This window comes from Viridibacillus arenosi (assembly GCF_001955655.1).
GTDB classification, from domain to species: Bacteria; Bacillota; Bacilli; order Bacillales_A; family Planococcaceae; genus Viridibacillus; species Viridibacillus arenosi.
In genome coordinates this window covers 1-24,043 of the sequence record NZ_MSPW01000021.1, presented here as the reverse complement: position 1 = coordinate 24,043, position 24,043 = coordinate 1, and the positions used below count along the sequence as shown (strand labels likewise).

The following is a 24,043-nucleotide window of genomic DNA, read 5'->3' as shown; positions in this document are numbered from 1 at the left end:
TAAATCACTCTAACTCCTTGATTTTACTGTATATAAAAAAGCTTGATTATTTTAATCTCCTTATTCCACTAAAGCACCCCGTTAGTTGAAGAAGACTTAGTCCTATTAACTATTTAAAATACATCGAAATCGTTCCACACCTGGATATTTTTCACCTAAACTCGTTATCTTAAATCCATAATTTTTATAAAAATTCACAGCATCTTTATCGGTTTCAGCAAACATAAAAGATAAAGAATATTTTTCCAAAATAAAGCTAATCATTTTACTCCCAATACCTATTCCTCTATGATTTGGAGATACTGCGATATGTTTTATTTCACAACACTTTGGGCTTAAAAATTCTATTCCAATACAACTAGCAAACTCAGATTCAAGGTCATATCCATATAACTCTCTTACTGGAGATTGCATATATAATTCATATTCTTTCTCGACATTCTTTTCAGAGGTTGCGAAGGATAAAAGTTCTCTTACATTAGGTTGAATAGATGTCGATTTAATTTCTTTCATAACACACGTCCCTTCTTGCATTAAACTGAACCGTTAGTTCAACAACTTCTTTAAATCAATTCTTGTGTAGGCTTTATTATAGGTCGTACCATCATCATTATAAAATATGGCTTTTTTTAAATATGGTTCGGAGATAGGTTCGTAACCGTGTTTGCTAATTAACTTTATCATTCTGGGATTTTCTATTGGGTCAACACTCTCAAATATCTCAAAATGGCCTAAACCCTTTGCAATATTTTCTCTATACCGAATCAAATCTGAACCTATACCATTGCCCCGATAATCCTCTTTTACATATAGGTCACTTAATTTAGGAAGCAAAGAGCCTTTTAATTTAAGAACTCCAAAACCCAATATAAGTGCGTCTTGTTCAGCGATTGCCAAATATACTTCCCTTTTTGCAAATTGCTTTAAATAATTCGTGAATAAATCTTTATTATTTCTAATATCACATAAACCCGATATGTCGTTTTCATTCGCTAATCTTATTATGTAGTTCATTGTTATTTCCACTTCCTTATTCTTCAATAAATCACTATTATTAATATTCAATTCTTGCTTCAACAATCCTGCCCCGTTAGTTCCATAAGAAAAAGGCTCTACTCCTTATTGAAGTAAAGCACCCGTTAGTTTAAGTACATTTCTTCACAAGCTTTACATTTATTTTAACATAAATATCCAATAAAAAATCACCTCTAAGAAAAACTCAAGAGGTGATTTTTATCAATTTTTTTATAAAGTTACTGTAACTTAGTAATAAAGTTTGATTAAAATACAGTTGCACACGCTGTGGATTAACAAGTAAAATAATCATAAAAACCACAGAAAAATTATTATTCTTTGTGGTTTTTAAGTTTATTTTTATCTTCTATCAGTCTTCCATATCCAGCCCTACCTCTTTCAAGTACCAAGAGATATCTTTAATCGTTTGTTCTCTAAACGCTTTGTGCCAATTGTCACGCGTAGCGTCCATCATAATCGTACTCGTGGTCATGTCAGTTGACGATTTGATGTAATCATCAATTTTTCCGCTTGTCTTACCGTACGTTTTTACTAATACATCGAACGCTTTAACATTACGGTCATAATAATCTTCCATTCTTTTTAATACTTCTTCTTTTCTTTTACTTATATCATCTTCGCTATATATACCATTCTTTATTTGTTCATCTCTGGTTTCTTCATAAAGCTTAAGTGCGCGACTTACGTTATTTCGTTGTTTTACACTTAATTTACTGTATACGTTGTCATCGTTTACTATATCGTTTAGGTATTCACCGTATTTGTTCAATTTTGTATAGGTATCTAATTCATCCAAGGACTTTATACTACTCGCGTAGCTCAACGATAGTTTTCTGTTGGCTCTAGACATATAATCAATATAATGTAACTCGGCAGGAGTAAATTTCTTTACTACATTACTACGTTTAACGTCTCCACCAAACAGTTCACTGTGCAAGAAATTCAATTCTTTTATATAAAAGGTAGTTCGTGAAGTTGCAGTATTCATTAGTTTTATGGATGAATAGGCTGAATGTATCGCTGATTTTGCATAGCGCAAATGTCGATCTACTTTTGTTCTATTAATCTTTTTCTTCTTTAGTTCCTTCTCTATTATCTTGAATTCATCAGTTACGCTTTTTGTCGGGTATTTCTTGTTTTGATCTGCAAATGATTGGTATCTATTAATAGAACCTACATTATTTACTCTATATAAATATTTCGATTTTTCAAAGCTGACATAAGGTGTAAGTTCAGTGTAATACTTTTCTCCCCTGTTTATATCTTCCTTTGGTATTTTACTGAATACTTCTTTATGCAGAGGTTTCAAATCCTTTTGCATACCATAAAATATTTGATATTTTACCTCATTTTCTTTTATACGTTTCTTATATAGTTCGATTTTTTTGTTAACAGACGAAATATACGCTTTTTGACTTACTACTTTATCGGTAATAGTACTAGCTGCTTGAACTGTAGATTTAGGACTTTCTACAACTACACTAGATAATAGTATTCCTGTACTTAATACTCCTAACAAAACGCTTTTACTAAATTTCCCCATTGTATCATCTCCTTATTAATATAAATCAGCTCTCGTTCTGCATTAGTTGTTTTTGGTTGGTTTTATCTACTCTTTATTCTTCCATATCCATTCCTGCTTTTTTCAATAGCGAAGACATAGTTTGAATCGGTTGTGTACTCGTTACCTCGTTCCAATGGTCGTAAATATCATTAGCCAGTTGTATGTTGAACACCATGTCAGTAGCTGCTTTGTTGTATATATCAATCTTACCGCTCTTCTTACCGTTCGTATTTTTTACCTCTTCAGAGGCTTTTGAGTATACCTCGTAGTATTCTTCGGTCCTTTTTAGCATATCTTCTTTTCTTTTACTTATATCATCTTCACTGTATATACCATTATTCATCAATTCAGCTCTCGTATTTCTATAACAATCAAGTGCTGCCATTACGTTCTCTCTCTGTTTTACAGCTAATTTACTATATGCACTGGTATCGTATACAAGGTTTTTAAGGTATTCCCCGTATTTATTTAATTTTGTATAGTTCTCTAATTCATCTGTACGATTTTCAATGGAATTCCTTGTTTCCAAATAGCGAGTATTCAGAGAAGATAGCTCCACACGTTTAGTTTCCATGAGTTTAATATAATTTAATTCTATAGGAGTGAACTTCTTTACTACATTACTTCTTTCATCATTTCCACCGTACATCTCACTATGTAAGAATCTCAATTCTTTACGATCAAAGTTAACTTTTAGTACTAAATTATACGGAAAATCCATGAATGTACTGCTTGAAGGTAATGATGATTTTATATTGTCCAGAAGACTATCTACCTTTTTTCTATCTATTTTCTTCTTTTTTAACTCCAACTCTACTTTTTCGAATTCATCAAGTATTTTTCTAGACGGATATTTAGGCGAGTAATCGTCTAAAAGGTTAATTTTATTTGTATCACGTATTTTAGATATATACTTTGATCTTTCGTAACTCATATAATCTGGAACTATATAATAATGTCTCACTTCAAAGTAGTAGTCTTCGTCTTCTAAATTACCTAGTGCAGGTAAATTCTTTCGAATAGCAGTATACTCATTAAATTTAGGAATATTTTCGTCCAAGCGCTTCTTATACACACTTAATTTTTTCTTTGCGGACGAAACATACGCTTTTTGACTAACTTCCTTGCTATTATTAATAGTACTAGCTGCTTGAACAGTAGATTCAGTGTCTACTACAACTACGCTGGATAATAGTAATCCAGTACTTAACATACCTAACATAATACTTTTACTTAATTTCCCCATTTAATCATCTCCTAGTATTTAATATATACAAAGCTCTTATTATTAAGAGTTAATTCATATAGTTTGATTGTGTTCCTCACAACCGTCTTCTGTTCTTTTCATATAATTATATCGGAATATTCTTCCTTTTTATAATAATACTATTTATCATAAACAAGCATAAAAATAAAAGACTCCAAATAGGAGTCTATAATAAAAGTTATTTTTCATTTTTATAATACATATATAAAGTCCCAGAAATATCAGAAACGTAATCAGTATTTGATTCAACAATATTATGCTTATTTAGTAAATAAGCATAAACTTCATCAAAATACTTTTGACTTTTTCCGCTAGAATTTGTTTTGAAAATTAGTAAAGCATTAGCAACTTTGCACATACTTTTTGCTTGTGTAAGTAGTTCTTCAATCCTTTTTTGATTACGTACATTCATTATCCCAATAATATTAGACGGAGTATACTCGCGTTCACAAAAAAGCTTCTCCAAAGTTTCTTCATCTTTTTTGAAATAATTTTCACGTTCTAGGTGTAATACAAAGTCATGCCAATATTCACCATCATCATTATCCCACCACGTTAAGTCCATTGGTCTATTCTTACCGTTACAAGTGTCTTCTGTAAATGGAAAATATCCCAACATTGATCCTAACCTTGAAAAATGCTCAATTTCAGTCATAGTAAATGAGTGCTTTCCATGGTGTACTGTTAGATTAAAAGTATGATAGTTTCTAACATACCCATCAAACAATTTCATTAAATCTAATTGCATGAGAATAACCGCCTTTCAATCATAAAATCCCTTTTTTGGCGTCGTCATTTTAACAGCTTTTCAAAGCGAAACTATTATTCTAACCATGATACCAACCAGACTTACAGTTAATAGTAAAAGCACGGTGCCATTGCCCATCAAATTCAATAAACAATTGATAATAACCAGGTGCACCAGGTGACTTTTTGATCTTATATTTCTCCCCAGGTTCTAAATATCCATTCTTTATAGCGCTCTTTATTACACCCGACTTTATACCTTTTGACCACACGCGGACAATTGTGTCATTTTAGAAGTGAGACCTAAGATGTAATTATAGGCGTTTGTGTTTTCCTAATAGGGGTATTTAAGACTGCTCCAAAAACATTTTGGTTATGAGTGCTTTTTCCATTCTTTAGGTTCTTAAAGAACGTAGTAAAATTTAAAAACCAGAAAACGCCTAATAATGGAATGACAAGCAAAAGCATAAATAACATAAATTAGTCCTCTCCTTCCCATTAACAAAGTCTTATTGAACTAACCTGCCCCTTTAGTTGAATAAGAAAAAAGAGCTGTTCTGGACAGCTCTAACGATCTTGTACTAAGCACCCATTACTTTAAGTACATTTCCTTCACCTGTTGAGTTTGTTACTCTTTTTTCTTATTTGATAGTATATAAACACATCCAAGTATAACCGCAATGATTGAAGTAATTATAGAATATCTAAAAATATGAAAGAAAAACTCTGGATAAGGTGTTACAACAAATGAAGTCATCCCCTCTACATCAGTTGTACTTTCTTCTATTTGCATAAAAGCGACTAATATGAAGAAAGTAACAACAAATGAATATACCCCTGTTTTCACTAAGATTTTCTCCATTTCAAAACCCCCTAAAATGTAACTCACTTGGTCCAATAGAGGAAGTTGAACAAAATACGTTTGAGTTATTGTTTCTTTCGATTTTACTATACTTTACCACATTTATACTAATATAACTTATTCAACTAAACTGCCTCGTTAGTTGAATAAGAAAAAGGCTCTACTCCTTATTGAAGTAAAGCCCACGTTAGTGAAAATATGTATCCATCAGGTAACGCCCAATTACCAAGCAATGGTTATTAAGTCTGGTTCAACGAATTCTATTACAAATTTAGGTGTTGGGAAAATATATACTGTTGATAGGAGTCTTTTGCTGCTAGATGAGCAATATTTTCAATAACCTTTGATAGTGGCGTCTTCACCCAAGGTAATGTACTAAAAGGAGGAAGATCGTCTTGTAAGAAAAGATAAACTGAATTCTCAGTGTTTAGTTCTTTATCCTTTAAAAACGATGCCACCTTATCGTAGCACCTCTCCTCATAAGTCAGTTTCATTGGTATTCACTACAGTTTAATATAGGTCTGTTGTTGCTCCTAATGTAGCACCGCGAATCATAGATTCATCACTAAACTTTATTAAATCACTCGGTTTTCCTGTAACCACTACACCAATAATTTTAAGGTTCTGAGGTTCTAGTTTTATTTTGCCCTGATTAGTTATGCTATTAATAATTTTCTCTGCATCGCTTTGATAATTACCACCATCCTCCTTTACCATCTCTAATATCGATATAAAGTTAGATGCCGGATTAGCCTTTGGGTGTTGGTTATATTGAAAGCCATATGCTTGAAAGCCATTTACCGAAGAGTCTCTAGGAAAATTCTCATCTTCGTTAAACTTATTATCATCTTTTATGTCATCTTTACTAAAAGTATCTACCCAATACCATGCTAATTGTTCTTTAAATACTTGGTTTACTTCCTCAATTGAGTATCCATCATTAAATGAAAAAGCCATTTCTACAACAGTGTTATCGTCAATAATATTCAGTACAGTCCTATCATCAAATATTTGCTTATAGTTAACTTGTGGATGAAAAAATTCAACTACTCTTTCTCCTTGATAATATAAAGGAATTCGCTCATCCTCTATGCTGCCTGATCCAGAAGGACCATCAATAGTAATCAATCTAGATGTCCCCAAAACAGGAAAGACCTTTTCCCGTTCACCCCATGGAATTGGAACTCCTCCGACTTTTTTTACTAATTTCGTTTTTGCTGTTGCTGAAGTTAGAGAATAATTATATGTTGTACCTTGTTCTTCAATGTTGGCGCCCATAATTCCATTCCAGGTCGAATCTAAGCTGGTCTCCTTTTCCATTTTTATTTTCATCACTGTATCTCCAATAAAATATAGACCAGTTAAAACAATCAGACTAATAACTAATGAAATGAGCACCACTTTTATCATTGAACGTTTCTTTGCTTTTTTCACCAATTTCTCAAACTCAAAATCTTTTGGAAAAAACTCATTTTCCTTGTTCATTTTCATACCTCCTATATTGTTCTATAAATTCTTTTCTTGCCCTATGAAGAATAGTCTTAACAGATCCTTCTTTCATGCTATACAGCTCTGCTATCTCATTTATTTTTAATCCTGTACTATATTTTAGAAGAAGTAACTGCCTGTATTTTGGTTTTAAATTAGTTAAGATTTCATGAATATCCCTTTCTAATTCACTTTGCATGAGGGCTTTTTCAGGTGTTTCTTCCTCAAATATTTCTTGTAAGTTGAATTTCAATAATATATCTCTTCGCCTAGATTTCTTACGAGACATATCATAATATTGATTTACTGCTACTCTAAAAAGCCAACTTTGGGTATTATGGATTGAGTCTATATATTGTAAAAATTTATAAGCAGTATCTTGAATAATATCTTCTGCATCTTCCTTTGATGCACCCATTTTTATTAGGTAAGAGTAGACAAATTTTAGTATCTCATTTAGTTTTTTTCCCATCATGGAATCGTTCATTTCAAACCTCCTACCTTTAAAACGTTTCAATAATAAAAAGGTTAACAAAAAATTACAAATTTATATTACTTATTTCTCATTAACACATATTTCTTTAGTTGTGAAATAAAAAAAGAACTTGGCAAGAAAGTTTTCGCTTCTCGCCAAATTCATTAGAAGATATAAATTAGAAAATATATTGATTACATTTAATTAATCTTCGACAGCCAATGGCTATTTATAGTTAGATCTACCCTTTGTTTCACCACTATTTGCGATACTTTTCAGCTTGTATAATGCTATACAAGTAAATATTTACTCAACAATATGGCCAGATTGTTGAACTAAAGTTAAACAACACTCTTCAACTAAACTGCCCCGTTAGTTCAATAAAGAAAAAAAGAACTGCATATGCAGCTCAATGATCTTCAAGTAAAGCCCCGTTAGTAAAAATATTACACACAAAATAATAATAATCTCTATTTCAAAAATTTCTCTAAAACTTCCAAGTCCTCGGGATATGCGTGTTGTATATTTCGTATATCTCTCAGTGACTTCCAATCAGCATCTACAATAATGTTATCGGGGTCGTTAATCCCTTCACTTTCTCCAGTTTTTTTCACTTTGAAGTAATAACTTTTTACTTTATAACCTTTAATTTCAGTTTCTTTAATAAACAGGCTATCCTCAATGACAATATCATATCCTGTTTCTTCTTTAACTTCTCTAATACAACATTCTTCTGGTGTTTCTCCTTGTTCAATACCACCCGAAGGAATAGCCCAAGATTCAGAGTTACTACCTTTTACCATCAAAACTTCTTTGTTCTCATTAATACAAATTGCTGCGGAACCAAACCATTCTTTCATCTTATCCCTCCCGCTTCTTGTTCAACAAACCTTTTCGTTAGTAAAATATCAATATGTCAATATTTCAATAGAGTTGCCAATAATCCCTTTATTAATAAATTTTTAGGAGGTATAAACAATGTTACTTTCAAAAGCATGGGAGGTAGTCTTGATTCGGGTTTATTCTATTTTTGATTAATCCTTATCATTGCCCGCAACTAGCTTACCTTGATATATCACGGCTTTTCGATGTGATCGTCTTGCTACAGCTTCAGCAGAGCAGCTTGCTTCAACAAAGACAATATTAGCTTCGTCACCAATCTTAGGCCAAACCTGTTCTCCTTTTTGATTGAGCGGTGTCTTCCCCCCCGTAATAAAGCCCAATGTCTGAGATAGCTTTTGTTCAGTACTATTTCGATATAGCTCTGCAAATAATCCTGCTTTCTCTAAATTATCACCATTACCAAATGGAGACCAATGATCGTTAATGCTGTCAGTGCCTAAATAGACAGGAACTCCACTCTCATTCAGTTCTGGTAGTGGCATAATTATCTTGCCAAAAGGAACGGTAGAGGCAACTGAAATGCCAAGTTTGGCAAAGCGACATGAGATTTCCTTAAAATCAGTTGGAGACATGTCTGCAAGTGCAAAACAATGGCTCACTGTTACTCTATCTTTCCAGCCTGCTTCCTCTGTTAAGTCAGCAAGTTTTTGTAGCGTTTTTAAACCAGCTTCTTTACCGTCATGCAGATGAATATCAATACCTGCATTTGCTTCAACAGCAAGATCCATAATTGTATTTAACGAGCGCTCAATATCGCCATCAACCGAGCTAGGATCTACACCACCTACATGGGTTGCCCCACTTCTTAGCGCCTGTCTTATTTCTTCTACCATATTTGAACGTAATAATCCATGCTGAGGGAAAGCAACAATTTCATGTGAAAGCTTATTTTGATATGTTTCAAATGCTTCAACGGTTACTTCTAAATTTTTCAAACCAATAGATGGATCAATATTTGTATGTGCTCGTACATGTGTTGATCCGTAGTTTAGCACTGTTTCTAGCATATGGAGTGCTCTTCCTTTTGCAGTTGGCAATAGCTCAGGCAGTAGCTTTTCTTCTTCCTTAATTCGTTCAAAAATACTTGTAACAGGACGCACAGCGCGCCATGCCCCACCGAAGTAAGTTTTATCAATGTGAATATGCATTTCCTTAAAAGAAGGGAGCATTAACATACCCTTTGCATCGTAAGAGTCATAGTCACCTTCTGGCAGTACATTGGTTATTTCAGCAATTTTTCCCGCTTCAATTCGAATATGTTGGATTTTCGTTTCCGTTCCAACAACCGTATTTTCATTATAAATATATCCATTTTCCAAACGAACATTTAACAACCAGTAATTTCTCATCGTGTTTCCTCTCCCTTCGTTGAAAGGCAACCTGCAACAATATTCCCTTTGAAAATAGTGGCATGTCTCTCTGATTTTCTTGCTACAGCCTCTGCGGAACAACTTGCTGAAACCAATACCATATTTGCATCCATACCAATAGCCGGCCACACTTGTTCACCTTGCTCATTAAGTGGTGTCACACCATTTGTGATGAACTTAAGTGAAGTAGCAAGCTTTTGTTCAGTTACATAATTAAACCTTTGGGCAAATCGACCAAGTCGTTCAAGAATGTCCCCGTTTCCAAAAGGAGACCAAGAATCATATATGTTGTCACAACCAATTGCTACTTCGACTTGATGTTCATCCAGTGTAGGTAACGGAGGAACTCTATCTCCAAGAGGTACACTTGAAATGATTGCAACTTTGGCTTCTGCAAGCATGAGCATAATTTCCTTAGCTTCTTCCCCTACCATATCTGCAAGTGCAAAAGCATGACTTATCGCCACTCTTCCCTGCATTTGATATTCCACTGTCAGTCTTGCTACTTCTTTTATTGTTGTAAGACCCACTTCACCGCGGTCATGTAAATGAAGGTCAATGCCTGAATTCGTTAGATTCGCTAGATTAAATAATTCTTTCACGGACTTTTCCATATCTCCATCTACCGAGGCTGGATCTACTCCTCCTACTAGTGTCGCGCCTTTAGTCAATGCCTCTTTCACAATTTCTGAAGCATTTGTTCGAAGCAATCCATGTTGAGGAAAGGCAACAATTTCATGCGTTAATTTACCTTCATAACGAGCTAATGCCTTTTTGATCGTCTCTAAATAATTCAACCCAACCTCAGGATATAAATCCACATGTGTTCGAATATGTGTAACACCCGACTTCAACATCGTATCAATTAAAATGGAGGCGCGTTCTTCCATCGGCACTTCTAATTGTGGTAAACGTTCCTTTTCAATTTCAAATCGGTCAAATATCGAAGGGGCTGGAATATTAGCAGTCCACTTATCTCCAAGCAGAGTCTTATCTAAATGACAATGTTTTTCCACAAAAGAAGGGAGTGCCAGCAAGCCATTTGCATCCTGCTTTGGAACATCATCCTCTATTTTCGTACTTTGAGGGGTCATTTTCGTAATCTTGCCTTCCTCAATCAGAAGATGTACCAATTCTGTTTTCGTTGCTACAACATGTCCGTTTTCATAGTGAAATCCCGTTTCAAGCAATACATTCATTAACCATTGTTTTGAATCCATTTAAATTTCCCCTCTCTATATGAAGCAACACTTTTGCCTCTAGCGATTTATTTTACAAATATTTTGTCTTTATCGTATCATGAAGTTTAGTATACTAATAATATTCATTTTGTTAGTTTTACATATCTTTTTCATATATAGAAGGGAGGTTGGAAAAGTGGATATTCGCCAATTACGTTATTTTATTGCCATCGTTGAGGAAAAAACAATTTCTGCAGCTGCTACAAAGCTACACCTATCGCAACCTCCTTTGAGTCAGCAACTAAAAAACATGGAAAACCATTTGAATGTGCAGTTGTTTGAAAGACGAGGAAGAACGCTGGAGTTAACAGATGCAGGGCAAACGCTTTATAAACATGCATTGAAAATTACGAAGTATATGGAAGAATCTGAACGAGAGGTTAGGGAAACAGCAAACGGGGAACACGGAACTTTAACTCTGGGCGTAAATACTTTATCAAATGAACATTTATCTACTACTATTCAACGTTATCATCAGCAGCATCCACATATTACGTTTAAAATCCAACAAAATGATTCTGCGCAGCTATGCCAATTAGTCCGTGACCGAATACTTGAACTAGCCATCATTCGTTTTCCTCTAGAATTGAATGACTTTTCAATCCTACATCTTAAAACGGAACCATTCTATTTCATTTGTTCTTCTAAAGAAATCTTGCCTTCTTCTACTGTAACTTACGAGGACATACATCACTACCCGCTCATCATTCCAAGCACTGAAGGCCTTGGTTTACACTATATAATCATGGAGCAATTCTCAAATTATGGTCTTGCAACCCCTCGTCTTTCTGAGTGTTCAGACATTGCTCTATTACTAGAGCTAGTCGAAAGCGGATTCTACGCTTCTGTTGTACCAGAAACCGTCATTAGACAGCAAAAGGGCTACAAAATTCATGCTGTCAAAATCAGTAACGAAGCATTAAACAGCTCTTCTGGACTTATTTGGTTAAAGGATCATTTCTTATCGAAAACCTCACAGAATTTTATTAAGCTATTAAAAGAGGAATTAGAGAAGTAGCCATTTGATGTGATGTTAAAAATTTGTTCGATTGAACGATAGCCAATACCGTTCAATCGAACGATTAAATTGTTCGTTCAATAAGCCTACTTATTATTCTTTTTATCAAAATAATAGGAAATTAAATATCCTACTGACCAACCAATGAACATCATTGCAAGTAATTTTAAATTGAACTTCCCGCTAAAAATGCTTCAATGATTAATAATCCCGTTATACTCATAATTGAAGCGTCCTAGTTTTTTATTTTCTTCAATTACTATGTCCCCTTTAAAGAATTACTTAGTTTTAACTATTACTACCTCTCTAAATTGATTTTAGGGTTCACTTTTTTCACTAACTTTATGAAACTATCCTTATCTTTTGGAGATATAAGCGCCATATTGAAATCCGAAGCATAAATGATTTCTAGACGATCTATCGATAATGCATAGGATGCTAAAGGGTTCATTGTTTGTTTCATACTTTTAATATCTGTTATTAATATCTTCTTTTTTAGAGGTCCGCTATATATGATTAAATAATCTGCCTTTACTTCATACCCCGTTTTATACCATCCACAAGCCAATAGAAATGCCAATGGAACAGTAAAAACTAATACCATATAATCTCTGCCTGCAACCAAAGGGGCAAAGCAAGCTATGGTACACCCTCAATAGATAGGATAAATCCACAAATCTTTTTTCGATGGAAAATACAGATCAGTATCGTCTAATCCTATTACCAACTTAAACGCACCTAAATATAATTAGAAACTAAATAAAACCACGACAATAACCAATATAGATACTGGTATAAAAAACATACATCTACTATTTTTACCATTATTTTTAAATTCATCTATTCCTATAATTGCAATTAAAATTCCAAGCAATAAAGATGATATTGGAGCATACAAATAATCTTTTGTGATAAAGCAGTATGCTGAAATTGCCATTACAAACACAGCAAGAATCATTTTAATAATATACAATTCGATTCCCTTTGATTAATAACACTAACCTGCTCCGTTAGTTCCATAAGAAAAAGGCCCTACTCCTTATTGAAGTAAAGCACCCGTTTGTTTAAGTACATTTCTTCACAATCTTACTATGTGTAATGTATGCTCATTCAACTTTTTATAAACAAAGGAAAGTATGAAAAATAAAAAATGTAAAAATGATTTGTTTTCTTTTTTAATTCAGTTTAAAAATATCGTTCGTTTGATGACGTTTTCCAATTTTATCAGAAAAAACAATAAAATGCTGTTAATTATTTTAATGTGCTATATTTTAATCACGTTTTTTACTATTTTTTCAGGAGGATGTATGAGTAAACCAAATAAAAATAAATTTTTCGCTTCATTCGTTATTATTGCCGGTTTAATATTACCTATTTTTCTACCTGCATTTATAATGATGGCTTTAGTTAAATTCGTGCCTAATGAAATTACTCATTCAGGAATAATGTCATTATTTATTTTATCTTTTGCACTATTTATAATTGCTGGTATTTTCTCTAAGATATTAAGCCTTGTAGGTTTAACAGAACAAAAGCTAGACGAATTAGGATTTCTAGGATTAATAATCTCTGTTTTGTCGTCATTTTTCTCTATAATTGTAGGATATTATTGGATGAAAACTTTCCACCTTACATCCGTTGAGTTATCTTCCATTGGAATTTTAATAATTGCAGTTATCACTACATTTGTTTTAACAGCCTTAATAAGAATGTTAGAGAAGCTATAATAAGCGCAAAAAAAAGTCTAGGCTCAAAATTAATTGAGTACCTGGGCTTTAAATTATTCAATAATGATTCATAAATCCTTCTTTACAGGAAAATTAAATCAATAAAATTTTAAAGTATGGTCATTTCCATACAACAAAAGCTCCACTTGGAGCTAAACTTTTACGTTTTAATAAAACTAAAGGTTAGTTTGTTATTGCTTTCATAGTTCATTACCTCTAATAAATAAAAATAGAGGAAGGCTTATTGACCTTCCTCAACTGCGGAAATAAACTATTCTTTCTTCAGTTAATCTGCCCCGTTAGTTCAATAAAGAAAAAAAGAGCTGCATATGCAACTCAATGATTTTCAAGTAAAGCACCCGTTGGTTGGATAAAAGTTATTTCTTCTTTCTTGTGAATGTATTTTTCCGTCAATAATCCCGCATTAAACACCGATAAAATCATGATGAAGAAAAATATTACCCGACCGGTTGGATCCCTCTTGTCAGCAATAAACTCAATACTAGAAAAATTAACATAAACAAAGCCAATAGCAACAAATATAGATAAGATAAATTGCCCTTTTAAAGACTTAATCATAAAATGCACCCCTATACATATTCTTAAACTGTCCTGACTTAGTTTAAGAAAAAAGTGCTACCCCCAGACTTGAAGTAAAGCACCCCTTTTCGTTCAATATTTAACATATATTAACTTATTCAACGCATTCGCAAAAAAACCTCTTATTCAACTAAACTGCCCCGTTAGTTTAATAAGAAAAAGAGATACTTATTAAACAATCGCGTCCGATAACGGAAGATAAAACTATTCTCTATCTTGCAAACAATTTTAATGCTTTTTTAGAAATCAAGGAAATATGGTAAAATAATAAAGCTGCCAAGGCACCAAACATAAGGGCGCCAAATGTCAATAATCCACCAGTACCCCGTCGGTTAGCAATATAATTACAGAAAGTACTCCAACAACTAATAAACCACCTGCTACGTATACGAGGAATCCAATAATATATTTTAGAAATTCATTACGAAATTGAATAATATCAAAATATACATCTACTAAATAAGAATAAAATCCTCCTAATAAATAAATAGGAAATGAATGATCGAAATCATTTTTTTCACCTATCCAAATATGAATTTATGACCTGCAGTAATATCTATACATAATCTTTAGTCTAAACAAATTACCCTTCTAAAACTATAAAAAACGGATATTTTCTTACTGAACTAACCTGCCCCGTTAGTTGAATAAGAGAAATTTTTGATTCGATTCAATAATTAATAGAATTAGCTATCTGAACTAAAATTTCAGGAGTAATCTTTTCGGATATTTTTTTATCTATACTAAACCTATATTGCAAATTATCTTTTTCAAAAACCAATAAGTTTGAACCTCTTATACTGTCTGGACCTCTTATGCTCAAGAAGTATGCTGTGTTTCCACCCTTGAGCCTAAATTCCTTTATTAATTCTTTTTCCATTATCGTAAATTTACCCTTTTCTCCTACATTAATCAGGAACCTGTACTCTGATGATTGCTCATTGATGTACTCCATTTCAAAAAAATCACTACCATCTCCATTATTAGTTCGTGCAAATACGTGAGTGAAGACAACAGGAGGGACTCTTAATGGTAGCTGTAAATCCTGTTTATAATGGTGTTCAAAATCTCTTAAAGCTTCATCGACAGATTTATATCCAATTTCAAGGTAACTTTCTTCAATAGTTTGAGGTTGGCAGTTAGAGGTTGCATATACTTTTCCGTTATATACTCCACAAATCACGATATACATAAGTATAAGTAGAATAAACCTGTTCATTTAAATCACCCTTAATTAATTTTTGGTATTATTTTACCTATCTATCCTAATTCAAGTAAATTGCCCCTTTAGTAAAAAAAAGAGCTGTCTGAACAGCTCAATTATCTTCTACCAAGGCAATCGTTAGTTGATTTTACGGTTTGGATTACGGTCAATAAAATCCTCCACTTCATCAGCTAATCTATAAACAAGGTCGAAATATTGCTCTTCTGAAAGGGCTCCTTTGCTTCGCCATTTTTGCATCTCATTATAGTGAAGGCTTACAAAATAACTCGTTATATCCCTTCTTGAAATCCCCTGTTTCTTTCCCATATCTGCAATAGAAAACCCTTCTTTCCAACATTGTTCATATTCATCACGACTCATTCCCAAAAAATTAGATATTGCATCGTAGTCGTATTTGATATGATAAATAACAGTTCCTTTGTCACTTTCTCCTTGTTCATTTTTTTCAGCATGGACAACTAATGAACACATTAAAGTTATGGTAAATAAAAGCAGTACTCCTCTAAAAATAGACTTCACCATAGAAATAAAAACCTCCTTTTTTCTTTGCTTTATTGTGTGAATTTTTAGATATACTATGTTCAACATTAAAAAACTTCGATAGTACAACAAGTAAATAAATTCGAAAAAAAAAGCGTTTTCACTTTTGGATTAACGCCCTTATAAGAAACTTAATGGTCTTTAACTGAATTAGTTATTCAATTGAGTTAGCTATTCGAACTAAAGTTTCAGGTATTTCTATGTTGGATACGTTTTTATGAATTCCGAGTATATATTGCAAATTATTTTTTTCAAAGACTAAAAAATTTAAGTAGAGGTGTTCAAAATATATACCTTTACTCCCATCTTTAAGAGCATACTCTTTACCTTTGAAGTTTATCTTATTTTTTAATGGACGAATATCAATTTTGTAAATGTTATTTCTTATATCTTTATTAACATAAATGATTTCTAGGGAATCATTCATACTATATTTCTTATCTCGATAAAATCTTCCGAACTTATGTGTGAAAGTAATGGGAGGCATAATTGTGGGTAACTTTACATCGACTTTTAAATGATTTGCAAATTCATTAACTGACTCTTCTACTGATTTATATCCTACTTCAGTGAATTTTTCCTCAAAAGAAGGTGGAGTATCGATCGGATTTGCATTTGCTGTTCCATAATTTAACCCACAAATTAATATACCAAATAAAACCAATAGAAAAGGAACATTTTTGTTCAATTTTATCACCCTTAATTTCTATTTAGGTTTAGTTTGTCCGATTTAGGTACAATAATCCTTTTACAATTAAACTGCCCCGTTAGTTGAATAAAAAAAGAGCTGTCTGAACAGCTCAAAGATCTTCTACTTAAGCACCCGTTAGTTGAATAAGAATATAACGCAGTAGACACAAAGTGTGCAATTATTAATTATTACTTCATTAGGTAAAAATAAATTGCTAGTAAATAAATGATTATAAAAACCATAGCCCAAATTTTATAAAAAAACATTAAGCAACCCTTTTCATTTCTTAAGAAAACTAATACTAAAAGAGCTAGTATTACCTGCCAGATAAATAAAGGGCTGTATGTAAGTGAGCTAGTAAATTAGTCAACGGCTGTTCTGCTATATCAGTCATATTGCCTCCAAATAAAGAAAATTAGATCAACTAATTTTATCTGTATTATAAATAAGTGACAATAGAAAATTTATTGTAAAAAACGAAGCTCTGTTAGTAATAAAAAGGAGCCTAATGTTCGAACCTAGTGGCTTCTTCAACTAAACTGCTCCGTTAGTTCAATAAAGAAAAAAAGAGCTGTATTTGCAACTCAATGAACTTCAAGTAAAGCACCACGTTAGCTGAATAGCTCTCCTCTATAGGTTCTATAGGGTTAATATTCAAAAAAAGAAAATTATAATAAAGGGTTAGTTACTTAAATATTTAAGTAACTAACCCTTTTGTTTAAGTGTTTTCATTCACAATATTTCAGTGAAAAATTGAAATTCTTACTACTTCACAAAAAATCCAATAATCACTGCAATAATTAATATAACTCCACCCAAAAATTGTCCTATTCCTGAAGCTTCTCCCATTAACAGGAGATTGAATAAGTTTTTGTTTTTTTGATTTTTACCAAATAAGCCTTCATCTGTTTTCATACGATAAATACCCCAAGTTACTAAAACTACCCCAAAAATAAGTCCTATAATATACATCATTAAAATTCCTCCGTTGTTTATTTTATATGTGCATCTTTATGAAATGTTTTATCTGTCATCCTCATCAAAAATAAAAGTTTCTTCAATTGATAATTTAAAAACTGAAGCTATTTTATATGCAAGTAGTACAGATGGATTATATTTTTGTTTTTCTAATGAGATGATTGTTCTTGAAGATACACTTACTTTATCAGCTAACTCTTGTTGTGTTATTCCATCTTCTACTCGTAATTCTTTTACTCTATTTTTCATAAATTCCTCCTGATTAAAGGACATGAGTATAATATTTTCTAGATCCAAATTCAATAATCATTAAAGATATTAAAACAATAAATAATGCAGTATTTGCTGGGATTTCCACAAAATTAGTTAAAAACATAAGAATTAATATTTCAGATATCAGGATATACAAGGAAAAGCGAGCCACTTTTCCATCAATTAAAGCATCTCTTTCGTCATATTCTTTTGCTAATTCCTTTTCTAGTGATTTATTCTTTCGGGATGTAATGTTAGAAATTGTTGAGAACAATAAAATTATTCCACCTAACAATACTGTGATATAGCCATTATTAAATCCTGCTGATGTATCGAGAATTACTTGAATGAACCCAAATACCATTAGTAAGATTGAAACTAAAAGTCGCTGCATGAATAAATTTTTCAAATATACCTCTCCTAACTAACTTATCCTCTGGTAGTGAAGTTCCTTTCACATGAAGTTTGTTTCATGTGAAGTTAGTTTCATATTAACCTTTTACAAGCCAAACGTCAAGTAGTTAATAATGGTTCTTTAAATAACGAAATATTTCCTCATTTGAACCATTTTAATTATAAAAGTATTCAACTATCCTGCCCCGTTAGTTCAATAAAAAAAAAGAGCTGCCGATGCAACTCAATAATCTTTAAGTAAAGCACCCGTTAATGAAATAAGGTAATCTATTTTTTATTATCTTACCAGTGTACTTGAAGTTTATTACCATTTGGGTCATAAAAATGGAAAAAGGCGTGACCATTATCTTCTTTTATATCCTCTACCTTAACTTGATTATCCATTAAGTGTTGATGAAATTTAGATAATTCTGGACTTGTAAAGCCAATGCTAAATTCTTGTTCATTATCAATTGTAAAATGTGCAAATGTTTCATCTTCGGTAGGAACTAAGATAAGTAAGAAAGGTCCTTCATTTACTTTTAAAGCCGAAAGTTCCTCAGTAATGTTTAATAACTGGAGCCCTAATACATCTCTATACCATTGTGCAGACAGTTCTAAATCTTTTACAGGAATTCTAATATAATGTACTTGTTCAATAAATGATTTACTCATAGCCTTCTCTCCTTTATTTAATCTGGTATATCAAATAGTACCCTTTCTATATCCCTTTTTCCTTCCAATTATTGAATTAACCTTCCCATGTTAGTTCAATAAAGAAAAAAAGAGCTGCATTATGCAACTCAATGTTCTTCAAGTAAAGCACCCGTTAGTTTAAGTGTGATTCTTCACAAATTCTTGGATATTCGAAATGAAAAGTGGATTACACCTTATTTATTATTATATTTTCCTTTTTGTTAATTAGCTTGTATTAAAAAGTGCTTTTATTTTCCTTTCATTTACTTTAATATCGATAAGGGCACCCAAAAAAAGAGATTGAGGTGCTAAAATGTACGGTATTATAAATTATGAAATGTTTTTACTAACAGGGATTTTACTAAATCTGATCCCTGGTGCGGACACCATGTATATTGTAGGTAGAAGTATTTCACAAGGTAAAAGAGCTGGTGTTTATTCTGTGTTTGGTATTATTACTGGCTCTTTAGTTCACACGTTATTTGTTTCTTTTGGCTTATCACTCATACTGACAAAATCTATTGTATTATTTAATATCATTAAAATAATTGGTGTTATTTATCTCGTTTATCTACGGATTAAAATGATACTTGATAAGTCAAACATTGGTTTCAAAGCATCATCAAATAAATTAAACATAAGAAAAATTTATATACAAGGACTTTTAACGAGCTTAACAAATCCAAAAGTTTCTTTATTTTTTATTGCGTTTCTTCCGCAGTTTATAGATGTTCAAGCATCAGGTCCTGCTCCTTTTTTAATTTTAGGGCTTACGTTTACAGCAACTGGACTACTATGGTGTTTATTTGTTGCTTATTTCTCTTCTTACGTTACTAAAAAACTAAGAGGAAACCAAAAGGTAGGAATAATCCTGAATAAGATAACAAATCTCCTTATTCCACTAAAGCACCCGTTAGTTCAACTAGGATAGTCAGGGTAGGATGACTGTATAGAGCTGTTCTTTCTTTGATAAACTGATATCATTTGTACCAACGATAAAAGAATCTCCGTGTAAAATCACTTCTGTTAGAGTGTCACTTGGATCTAATTCGAATATAGGATACTGTACAGAGACCTTCCCCTTCAATTCATCTCTATCCTGTATCTTAAATTTTATTTCCTTTGATGAATTAGTTATAAAGAAATCGTCAAAGGTTAATTTCCATCCAACATCGTCTAGTATTCTATCCAGTTCATTTATCGAATGAACTTCATCAATTCTGTACCTATGCCGTTTGTCATCATCGTCTAAATCATCAAATTCTCTTACAAAGTTATGGATAACCTTTAGAGGAAAACAGTTATAGTTTTTCCAGAAATCAAATATAGTTGTTCCATATTCTCCGTCAACCCAATACATATATTCTGGTTTTTTTATACAATCACAAGCCCGGAAATCTATACGTTCATTTTCATACGATGTTCGGTCATCAATATTAATCATATTACTTTTTCCATCCTATTCCTTTTCATTATTCCTTTTTCTTCTTCAACTATTCTGCCCCGTTAGTTTAATAAGAACAGCTACGCTAATTCCACAATCGCACTAGGTAATGTAAAATGGTTTATTGTGGTCTCACCAAAGAATTCACGACCACCCAGAAAATACCTCGATTTCATAGTGTTCTAAATCATCGTTAGACAATTTGGCTTTTAAATACTTTTCAACTTCAGGTATATCATTTTTATCATATACATCTATCGATATAACCGGATCAGTATCACCAATTTGAGTGCTTTGTACTTCGTATTTATCCCACAATGAGTTTATAACCAGCTCTGTACTATATGGCTTTTGTTGCGCGTACCAAAATACCACAGACATAACAATAACACTCGTTAAAATTAGTGCTCCGAATTTTCTTTTAACACCCATTTTTTCTCCTCCATTACTTTAAGTACATTTCTTACAAACTTTTAGTTTACATTTTATTTGTGTTAACAGTTAGTTTTTGCTTGTAATTTCTTAACCAAACTATAACTGAAACTGTCATACTTAAAATTCCACTTATTGAAGACATCCAGAAAAAGATTCTTCCTCCAATTGTTGGCGAATTAAAAATTAAACCACTAAGTAATATACATATACAACCTGTAAATCCCCAAAAGCCTATAGCCCATTTAGAATGATGTTTTATTAGATAATAGCCAATTACACTCAGAATGTAGAGTAAACTAACTATCATAATAACAGGAAATAATGGTTGAAATTTAACTGCATAAACAAAATAATCGAGTTGGCTAATATCACGCCCATTCGTAATCTCAATGTTAAATAACTCGGTAAACGGTGATGAATACTTCCATTCCAACGAATTTTCTATAATGGCACTTCCCTCATACCAAGCTATAATTGTTGATACCGCTAAAGTAAAAATTCCAATGATGAGTTGTAACATATACTTAAACAATTTTATCCTCCCAATAATTTTATTAAGATTTCGTAAATAACTTTTCATTTCAATATAGATTACGGTGTTTCTAATGAAATTAATTAAAGTTGCTATCTTTCATAAACCTACTCAGTTAGTCCAATAACTTAATAAAAAGAACATCACTCCTTTTTACCTACTAGTCATTAAGACGAATTATATGGAATAATGTTACAATTCTTATTCGACTAAACTGCCCTTTTAGTTGAACAAGAACCTTCTCTTCTATTACGTATTTTGGTCGAACTGTGACGTAATGTTTTAACCAAAATCGCTCTCTTTTATTCGAACGTTCATTCATGTATATTTAATACATACCAATTAAAGGAGAATAAATTATGAACTCAATTGATTTAATTCTTTTAAATTTCAACGAAGTACGAAGAAGAAGTACTAAGGTTTGGACATCTATTCCCCAAGAAATACTACATTGGAAACCCGATGACGAAGCAATGACTTGTATAGAGATGATTAGGCATGTTTTAGAAAGTGAACTTTATTACCATCTAGCTATCCAAAATCAAGGTAGTCTGGCAGTCTTTGATTCTCCTTTCGAAAAACAACCTTTTACCACTGTAAATGAGGAATTGAAATTAGCAGAACCATTTAGAAATGACTTCATAGAAACTATTAAGTCATTTTCTGAAGAAGATTTAACAAGTATTAAAATTGATCGTTCTGATTCAGGTTACATAAGAAGTTTGGGAGACATGTTGCTAAGAGTCGCCTATCATGAATCAGTCCATACTGGCCAATTGCTGGATTACTTGAGAATGGCAAGGGTTCCAAGAGTACGTGTTTGGGATTAATTTATCTCAAGGTGTGATCACTTAGGTGATGCGCCTTTTCTTTTTTAGTTACTACGCATTTTGTGTCAAATGCGACATAAAAACTCTCCTTCTCTTATTCAACTAAATTGCCCCTTTTAGTTCAATAAGAAAAAAGCTTCACTCCTTCTTGAAGTAAAGCACCAGTTAGCTTAAGTACATTTATTCATAAACTTTGGTTGTAATTCTATAAAAAAAGGAACTGCTTTCACAGTTCCCCTTTTAGAAATTTTCCCAATGAACAACTAGAGCCAGTCTGCACTTTCATCAGCAAACCTTTGTAATTCATTCATAAAAACACTTGCATGATAACCATCACAAACAGCATGATGAATTTGTAACGACACAGGTAAGAACAATTCATCTTTTATTTGAGAATATTTACCCCCAGTTATTATGGGTAAGAGAAAATCTCCACCATTATTAATATTTAAATTAAATGCTGTAAAAGAACTCCAAGGGATCATAGATATCGGAATATTATTATCTGGTATAGGAGTCTTTGGAAATAAACTACCCGTACCATTGTATTCTTCTACATCTTTTTCATACTGAGAATGAAATTCAGAAAACCTACTTACATTTGGTGACCAGATGCTAGAAAATGTGTATGTCTTCTTATCAAAAATTGTATAAGAAGGCAATATTTCTGACCAATAACCTAAATTCCCTTCTGGGTTAAAACTGGTTCTAAATTCTCGATGGGAATTAACTATTTTTGTAATCATAAAAATAAACGCAGGATATAACTTATAATTCTTCTTCTTTAAGTTCTTCATAAGAACAGTAATATTAATTTCATTCGTTATACTGAATGTTGTTTGTTGTTGTAAATAGTGTTCAAAGTACTCTTTTCGATTCCAATTTTCACGATCAATTATATTAAATTTCATTACAACGCCTCCTAATATGTTTTATTGGATTTAGGAGGCTATTTCCTCTGCTTTTTTCATGACAGTCATCCTTTTGTAAACTAATTTATACCACAACATTATCCAGTATTTCTAGACTAAAATCAACTTACAGATATTACTTTCTTCAACTAAACTGCCCCGTTAGTTCAATAAGAAAAAAGAGCTGCATATGCAACTCAATGATCTTCAAGTAAAGCACCCAATTGTTGAATAAGACTTAGTCCTATTAACTTTTTAAAATACATTGAAATCGTTCCACACCCGGATATTTTTCACCCAAACTCTTTATCTTAAATCCATAAATTTCATAAAAATTCACCGCATCTTTATCGGTTTCAGCAAACATAAAAGGTGAAGAATATTTCTCCAAAATAAAGCTAATCATTTTACTCCCAATACCTACTCCTCTATGATTTAGAGATACTGCGATATGTTTAATTTCACAACGTTTTGGACTTAAAAATTCTATTCCAATACAACCAACAACCTCATCTTCAAGGTCATATCCATATAACTCTCTTATTGGAGATTGCATATATATCTCATATTCTTTCTCGACATTCTTTTCAGAGGTTGCGAAGGATAAAAGTTCTCTTACATTAGGTTGAATAGATGTCGATTTAATCTCTTTCATAAAACACGTCCCTTCTTGCATTAACCTGCCCCGTTAGTTTAATAAGAAAAAGAGATACTAATTAAACAATCGCGCCCGATAACAGAAGATAAAACTATTCTCTATCTTGCAAACAATTTTAATGCTTTTTTAGAAATCAAGGAAATATGGTAAAATAATAAAGC

General features: G+C 32.2%; 30 protein-coding genes. 4 read left to right on the top strand and 26 right to left on the bottom strand.

All coding sequences use genetic code 11. The annotated features are described in order from the left end of the window. Window positions 1–105 precede the first annotated feature (105 nt). The 11 genes from BK137_RS21075 to BK137_RS21020 form a co-directional block, all read right to left on the bottom strand. Complete coding sequence (locus BK137_RS21075) at window positions 106–513, bottom strand: GNAT family N-acetyltransferase (RefSeq protein ID WP_038191385.1); 408 nt, start codon at window positions 511–513, stop codon at window positions 106–108. 33 nt (window positions 514–546) lie between these two features. Continuing rightward, on the bottom strand, window positions 547–1,077 hold the full coding sequence (locus tag BK137_RS21070; RefSeq protein ID WP_235175791.1) for a GNAT family N-acetyltransferase: 531 nt from the start codon (window positions 1,075–1,077) through the stop codon (window positions 547–549). Between the two features lie 307 nt (window positions 1,078–1,384). Continuing rightward, complete coding sequence (locus BK137_RS21065; protein ID WP_038191382.1) at window positions 1,385–2,578, bottom strand: hypothetical protein; 1,194 nt, start codon at window positions 2,576–2,578, stop codon at window positions 1,385–1,387. Between the two features lie 73 nt (window positions 2,579–2,651). Further along, window positions 2,652–3,845 carry a hypothetical protein gene (locus BK137_RS21060; RefSeq protein ID WP_038191380.1) on the bottom strand — a complete coding sequence of 398 codons (1,194 nt, stop codon included), beginning with the start codon at window positions 3,843–3,845 and terminating at the stop codon, window positions 2,652–2,654. Window positions 3,846–4,044: 199 nt separating this feature from the next. Then, window positions 4,045–4,614, bottom strand: coding sequence for a hypothetical protein (locus BK137_RS21055; RefSeq protein WP_051448892.1), 570 nt, complete (start codon window positions 4,612–4,614; stop codon window positions 4,045–4,047). Window positions 4,615–5,241: 627 nt separating this feature from the next. Further along, a complete protein-coding gene (locus BK137_RS21050) occupies window positions 5,242–5,475 on the bottom strand; it encodes a hypothetical protein (protein ID WP_038191377.1) in 234 nt (77 codons plus the stop codon). Between the two features lie 510 nt (window positions 5,476–5,985). Continuing rightward, the gene (locus tag BK137_RS21040) at window positions 5,986–6,960 is read right to left on the bottom strand and encodes an anti sigma factor C-terminal domain-containing protein (RefSeq protein ID WP_038191371.1); all 975 of its coding nucleotides are present in this window, start codon (window positions 6,958–6,960) and stop codon (window positions 5,986–5,988) included. Beyond that, window positions 6,944–7,450 (bottom strand): RNA polymerase sigma factor, encoded by a 507-nt coding sequence (locus BK137_RS21035; RefSeq protein WP_038191368.1) that lies wholly within the window; start codon window positions 7,448–7,450, stop codon window positions 6,944–6,946. The genes BK137_RS21040 and BK137_RS21035 overlap by 17 nt, the downstream gene beginning before the upstream one ends. A 458-nt stretch (window positions 7,451–7,908) precedes the next feature. Beyond that, on the bottom strand, window positions 7,909–8,298 hold the full coding sequence (locus BK137_RS21030) for an NUDIX hydrolase (protein WP_038191365.1): 390 nt from the start codon (window positions 8,296–8,298) through the stop codon (window positions 7,909–7,911). Between the two features lie 174 nt (window positions 8,299–8,472). After that, complete coding sequence (locus BK137_RS21025; RefSeq protein WP_038191363.1) at window positions 8,473–9,690, bottom strand: amidohydrolase; 1,218 nt, start codon at window positions 9,688–9,690, stop codon at window positions 8,473–8,475. Further along, window positions 9,687–10,931, bottom strand: a complete 1,245-nt coding sequence (locus BK137_RS21020; protein ID WP_038191360.1) for an amidohydrolase — start codon at window positions 10,929–10,931, stop codon at window positions 9,687–9,689. The genes BK137_RS21025 and BK137_RS21020 overlap by 4 nt, the downstream gene beginning before the upstream one ends. A 157-nt stretch (window positions 10,932–11,088) precedes the next feature. On the opposite strand from BK137_RS21020, the gene BK137_RS21015 reads away from it, so the two are divergent. Then, the gene (locus BK137_RS21015) at window positions 11,089–11,970 is read left to right on the top strand and encodes a LysR family transcriptional regulator (protein ID WP_038191353.1); all 882 of its coding nucleotides are present in this window, start codon (window positions 11,089–11,091) and stop codon (window positions 11,968–11,970) included. Between the two features lie 298 nt (window positions 11,971–12,268). On the opposite strand, the gene BK137_RS21010 is transcribed toward BK137_RS21015, so the two are convergent. Together BK137_RS21010 and BK137_RS21005 are read right to left on the bottom strand one after the other, a co-directional pair. Then, the gene (locus BK137_RS21010) at window positions 12,269–12,613 is read right to left on the bottom strand and encodes a PH domain-containing protein (RefSeq protein WP_235175793.1); all 345 of its coding nucleotides are present in this window, start codon (window positions 12,611–12,613) and stop codon (window positions 12,269–12,271) included. A gap of 105 nt (window positions 12,614–12,718) precedes the next feature. Then, the gene (locus BK137_RS21005) at window positions 12,719–12,943 is read right to left on the bottom strand and encodes a hypothetical protein (protein WP_038191347.1); all 225 of its coding nucleotides are present in this window, start codon (window positions 12,941–12,943) and stop codon (window positions 12,719–12,721) included. A 334-nt stretch (window positions 12,944–13,277) separates the two neighbouring features. On the opposite strand from BK137_RS21005, the gene BK137_RS21000 reads away from it, so the two are divergent. Beyond that, window positions 13,278–13,697: a hypothetical protein gene (locus BK137_RS21000; RefSeq protein WP_038191346.1), complete on the top strand. Its 420-nt coding sequence runs from the start codon at window positions 13,278–13,280 to the stop codon at window positions 13,695–13,697. Window positions 13,698–14,033: 336 nt separating this feature from the next. Here BK137_RS21000 and BK137_RS20995 read toward each other — a convergent pair whose 3' ends face one another. The 8 genes from BK137_RS20995 to BK137_RS20960 all read right to left on the bottom strand — a co-directional run bounded on the left by BK137_RS20995 (window position 14,034) and on the right by BK137_RS20960 (window position 19,051). Then, window positions 14,034–14,276 carry a hypothetical protein gene (locus tag BK137_RS20995; RefSeq protein ID WP_038191344.1) on the bottom strand — a complete coding sequence of 81 codons (243 nt, stop codon included), beginning with the start codon at window positions 14,274–14,276 and terminating at the stop codon, window positions 14,034–14,036. Window positions 14,277–14,967: 691 nt separating this feature from the next. Then, window positions 14,968–15,516: a hypothetical protein gene (locus BK137_RS20990; protein ID WP_038191341.1), complete on the bottom strand. Its 549-nt coding sequence runs from the start codon at window positions 15,514–15,516 to the stop codon at window positions 14,968–14,970. A 123-nt stretch (window positions 15,517–15,639) separates the two neighbouring features. Next, entirely contained in the window at window positions 15,640–16,044 is a 405-nt protein-coding gene (locus tag BK137_RS20985) for a hypothetical protein (RefSeq protein ID WP_038191335.1), read from the bottom strand. A 172-nt stretch (window positions 16,045–16,216) separates the two neighbouring features. Then, the gene (locus BK137_RS20980; RefSeq protein ID WP_235175790.1) at window positions 16,217–16,759 is read right to left on the bottom strand and encodes a carbon monoxide dehydrogenase; all 543 of its coding nucleotides are present in this window, start codon (window positions 16,757–16,759) and stop codon (window positions 16,217–16,219) included. 759 nt (window positions 16,760–17,518) lie between these two features. Next, a complete protein-coding gene (locus BK137_RS20975) occupies window positions 17,519–17,725 on the bottom strand; it encodes a hypothetical protein (RefSeq protein WP_081730170.1) in 207 nt (68 codons plus the stop codon). A gap of 51 nt (window positions 17,726–17,776) precedes the next feature. Next, window positions 17,777–17,980, bottom strand: coding sequence for a helix-turn-helix transcriptional regulator (locus BK137_RS20970; protein WP_038191324.1), 204 nt, complete (start codon window positions 17,978–17,980; stop codon window positions 17,777–17,779). A gap of 13 nt (window positions 17,981–17,993) precedes the next feature. Then, the gene (locus BK137_RS20965) at window positions 17,994–18,392 is read right to left on the bottom strand and encodes a hypothetical protein (RefSeq protein WP_038191322.1); all 399 of its coding nucleotides are present in this window, start codon (window positions 18,390–18,392) and stop codon (window positions 17,994–17,996) included. 287 nt (window positions 18,393–18,679) lie between these two features. After that, window positions 18,680–19,051: a VOC family protein gene (locus tag BK137_RS20960; protein WP_038191321.1), complete on the bottom strand. Its 372-nt coding sequence runs from the start codon at window positions 19,049–19,051 to the stop codon at window positions 18,680–18,682. Window positions 19,052–19,385: 334 nt separating this feature from the next. On the opposite strand from BK137_RS20960, the gene BK137_RS20955 reads away from it, so the two are divergent. Continuing rightward, the gene (locus tag BK137_RS20955) at window positions 19,386–20,003 is read left to right on the top strand and encodes a LysE family translocator (RefSeq protein ID WP_038191318.1); all 618 of its coding nucleotides are present in this window, start codon (window positions 19,386–19,388) and stop codon (window positions 20,001–20,003) included. On the opposite strand, the gene BK137_RS20950 is transcribed toward BK137_RS20955, so the two are convergent. The 3 genes from BK137_RS20950 to BK137_RS20940 form a co-directional block, all read right to left on the bottom strand. Beyond that, a complete protein-coding gene (locus tag BK137_RS20950; RefSeq protein WP_038191316.1) occupies window positions 20,004–20,516 on the bottom strand; it encodes a hypothetical protein in 513 nt (170 codons plus the stop codon). Between the two features lie 144 nt (window positions 20,517–20,660). Then, a complete protein-coding gene (locus BK137_RS20945) occupies window positions 20,661–20,948 on the bottom strand; it encodes a YolC/YozM family protein (protein WP_038191315.1) in 288 nt (95 codons plus the stop codon). A 46-nt stretch (window positions 20,949–20,994) separates the two neighbouring features. Next, a complete protein-coding gene (locus BK137_RS20940; RefSeq protein ID WP_038191313.1) occupies window positions 20,995–21,483 on the bottom strand; it encodes a YjdJ family protein in 489 nt (162 codons plus the stop codon). Between the two features lie 359 nt (window positions 21,484–21,842). Between BK137_RS20940 and BK137_RS20935 the strand changes: the two genes are divergently transcribed. Beyond that, window positions 21,843–22,313, top strand: coding sequence for a DinB family protein (locus tag BK137_RS20935; protein WP_038191305.1), 471 nt, complete (start codon window positions 21,843–21,845; stop codon window positions 22,311–22,313). A 263-nt stretch (window positions 22,314–22,576) separates the two neighbouring features. On the opposite strand, the gene catA is transcribed toward BK137_RS20935, so the two are convergent. Together catA and BK137_RS20925 are read right to left on the bottom strand one after the other, a co-directional pair. Beyond that, on the bottom strand, window positions 22,577–23,224 hold the full coding sequence (gene catA, locus BK137_RS20930) for a type A chloramphenicol O-acetyltransferase (protein WP_038191303.1): 648 nt from the start codon (window positions 23,222–23,224) through the stop codon (window positions 22,577–22,579). Window positions 23,225–23,471: 247 nt separating this feature from the next. Further along, window positions 23,472–23,879, bottom strand: coding sequence for a GNAT family N-acetyltransferase (locus BK137_RS20925; protein ID WP_038191301.1), 408 nt, complete (start codon window positions 23,877–23,879; stop codon window positions 23,472–23,474). Between the last annotated feature and the right edge of the window lie 164 nt (window positions 23,880–24,043).

Bases quoted from the DNA above. Each gene is read 5' to 3' on its own strand.
- BK137_RS21060 (WP_038191380.1), bottom strand. From the start codon at position 3,845: ATGGGGAAATTAAGTAAAAGTATTATGTTAGGTATGTTAAGTACTGGA.
- BK137_RS21000 (WP_038191346.1), top strand. From the start codon at position 13,278: ATGAGTAAACCAAATAAAAATAAATTTTTCGCTTCATTCGTTATTATT.
- BK137_RS20935 (WP_038191305.1), top strand. From the start codon at position 21,843: ATGAACTCAATTGATTTAATTCTTTTAAATTTCAACGAAGTACGAAGA.
- BK137_RS21055 (WP_051448892.1), bottom strand. From the start codon at position 4,614: ATGCAATTAGATTTAATGAAATTGTTTGATGGGTATGTTAGAAACTAT.
- BK137_RS20955 (WP_038191318.1), top strand. From the start codon at position 19,386: ATGTACGGTATTATAAATTATGAAATGTTTTTACTAACAGGGATTTTA.
- BK137_RS20950 (WP_038191316.1), bottom strand. From the start codon at position 20,516: ATGATTAATATTGATGACCGAACATCGTATGAAAATGAACGTATAGAT.
- BK137_RS21040 (WP_038191371.1), bottom strand. From the start codon at position 6,960: ATGAACAAGGAAAATGAGTTTTTTCCAAAAGATTTTGAGTTTGAGAAA.
- BK137_RS21030 (WP_038191365.1), bottom strand. From the start codon at position 8,298: ATGAAAGAATGGTTTGGTTCCGCAGCAATTTGTATTAATGAGAACAAA.
- BK137_RS20985 (WP_038191335.1), bottom strand. From the start codon at position 16,044: ATGGTGAAGTCTATTTTTAGAGGAGTACTGCTTTTATTTACCATAACT.
- BK137_RS21025 (WP_038191363.1), bottom strand. From the start codon at position 9,690: ATGAGAAATTACTGGTTGTTAAATGTTCGTTTGGAAAATGGATATATT.
- BK137_RS20970 (WP_038191324.1), bottom strand. From the start codon at position 17,980: ATGAAAAATAGAGTAAAAGAATTACGAGTAGAAGATGGAATAACACAA.
- catA (WP_038191303.1), bottom strand. From the start codon at position 23,224: ATGAAATTTAATATAATTGATCGTGAAAATTGGAATCGAAAAGAGTAC.
- BK137_RS21020 (WP_038191360.1), bottom strand. From the start codon at position 10,931: ATGGATTCAAAACAATGGTTAATGAATGTATTGCTTGAAACGGGATTT.
- BK137_RS21075 (WP_038191385.1), bottom strand. From the start codon at position 513: ATGAAAGAAATTAAATCGACATCTATTCAACCTAATGTAAGAGAACTT.
- BK137_RS20995 (WP_038191344.1), bottom strand. From the start codon at position 14,276: ATGATTAAGTCTTTAAAAGGGCAATTTATCTTATCTATATTTGTTGCT.
- BK137_RS21035 (WP_038191368.1), bottom strand. From the start codon at position 7,450: ATGAACGATTCCATGATGGGAAAAAAACTAAATGAGATACTAAAATTT.
- BK137_RS21065 (WP_038191382.1), bottom strand. From the start codon at position 2,578: ATGGGGAAATTTAGTAAAAGCGTTTTGTTAGGAGTATTAAGTACAGGA.
- BK137_RS20960 (WP_038191321.1), bottom strand. From the start codon at position 19,051: ATGAGTAAATCATTTATTGAACAAGTACATTATATTAGAATTCCTGTA.
- BK137_RS21050 (WP_038191377.1), bottom strand. From the start codon at position 5,475: ATGGAGAAAATCTTAGTGAAAACAGGGGTATATTCATTTGTTGTTACT.
- BK137_RS20975 (WP_081730170.1), bottom strand. From the start codon at position 17,725: ATGTATATTATAGGACTTATTTTTGGGGTAGTTTTAGTAACTTGGGGT.
- BK137_RS20945 (WP_038191315.1), bottom strand. From the start codon at position 20,948: ATGGGTGTTAAAAGAAAATTCGGAGCACTAATTTTAACGAGTGTTATT.
- BK137_RS20925 (WP_038191301.1), bottom strand. From the start codon at position 23,879: ATGAAAGAGATTAAATCGACATCTATTCAACCTAATGTAAGAGAACTT.
- BK137_RS20990 (WP_038191341.1), bottom strand. From the start codon at position 15,516: ATGAACAGGTTTATTCTACTTATACTTATGTATATCGTGATTTGTGGA.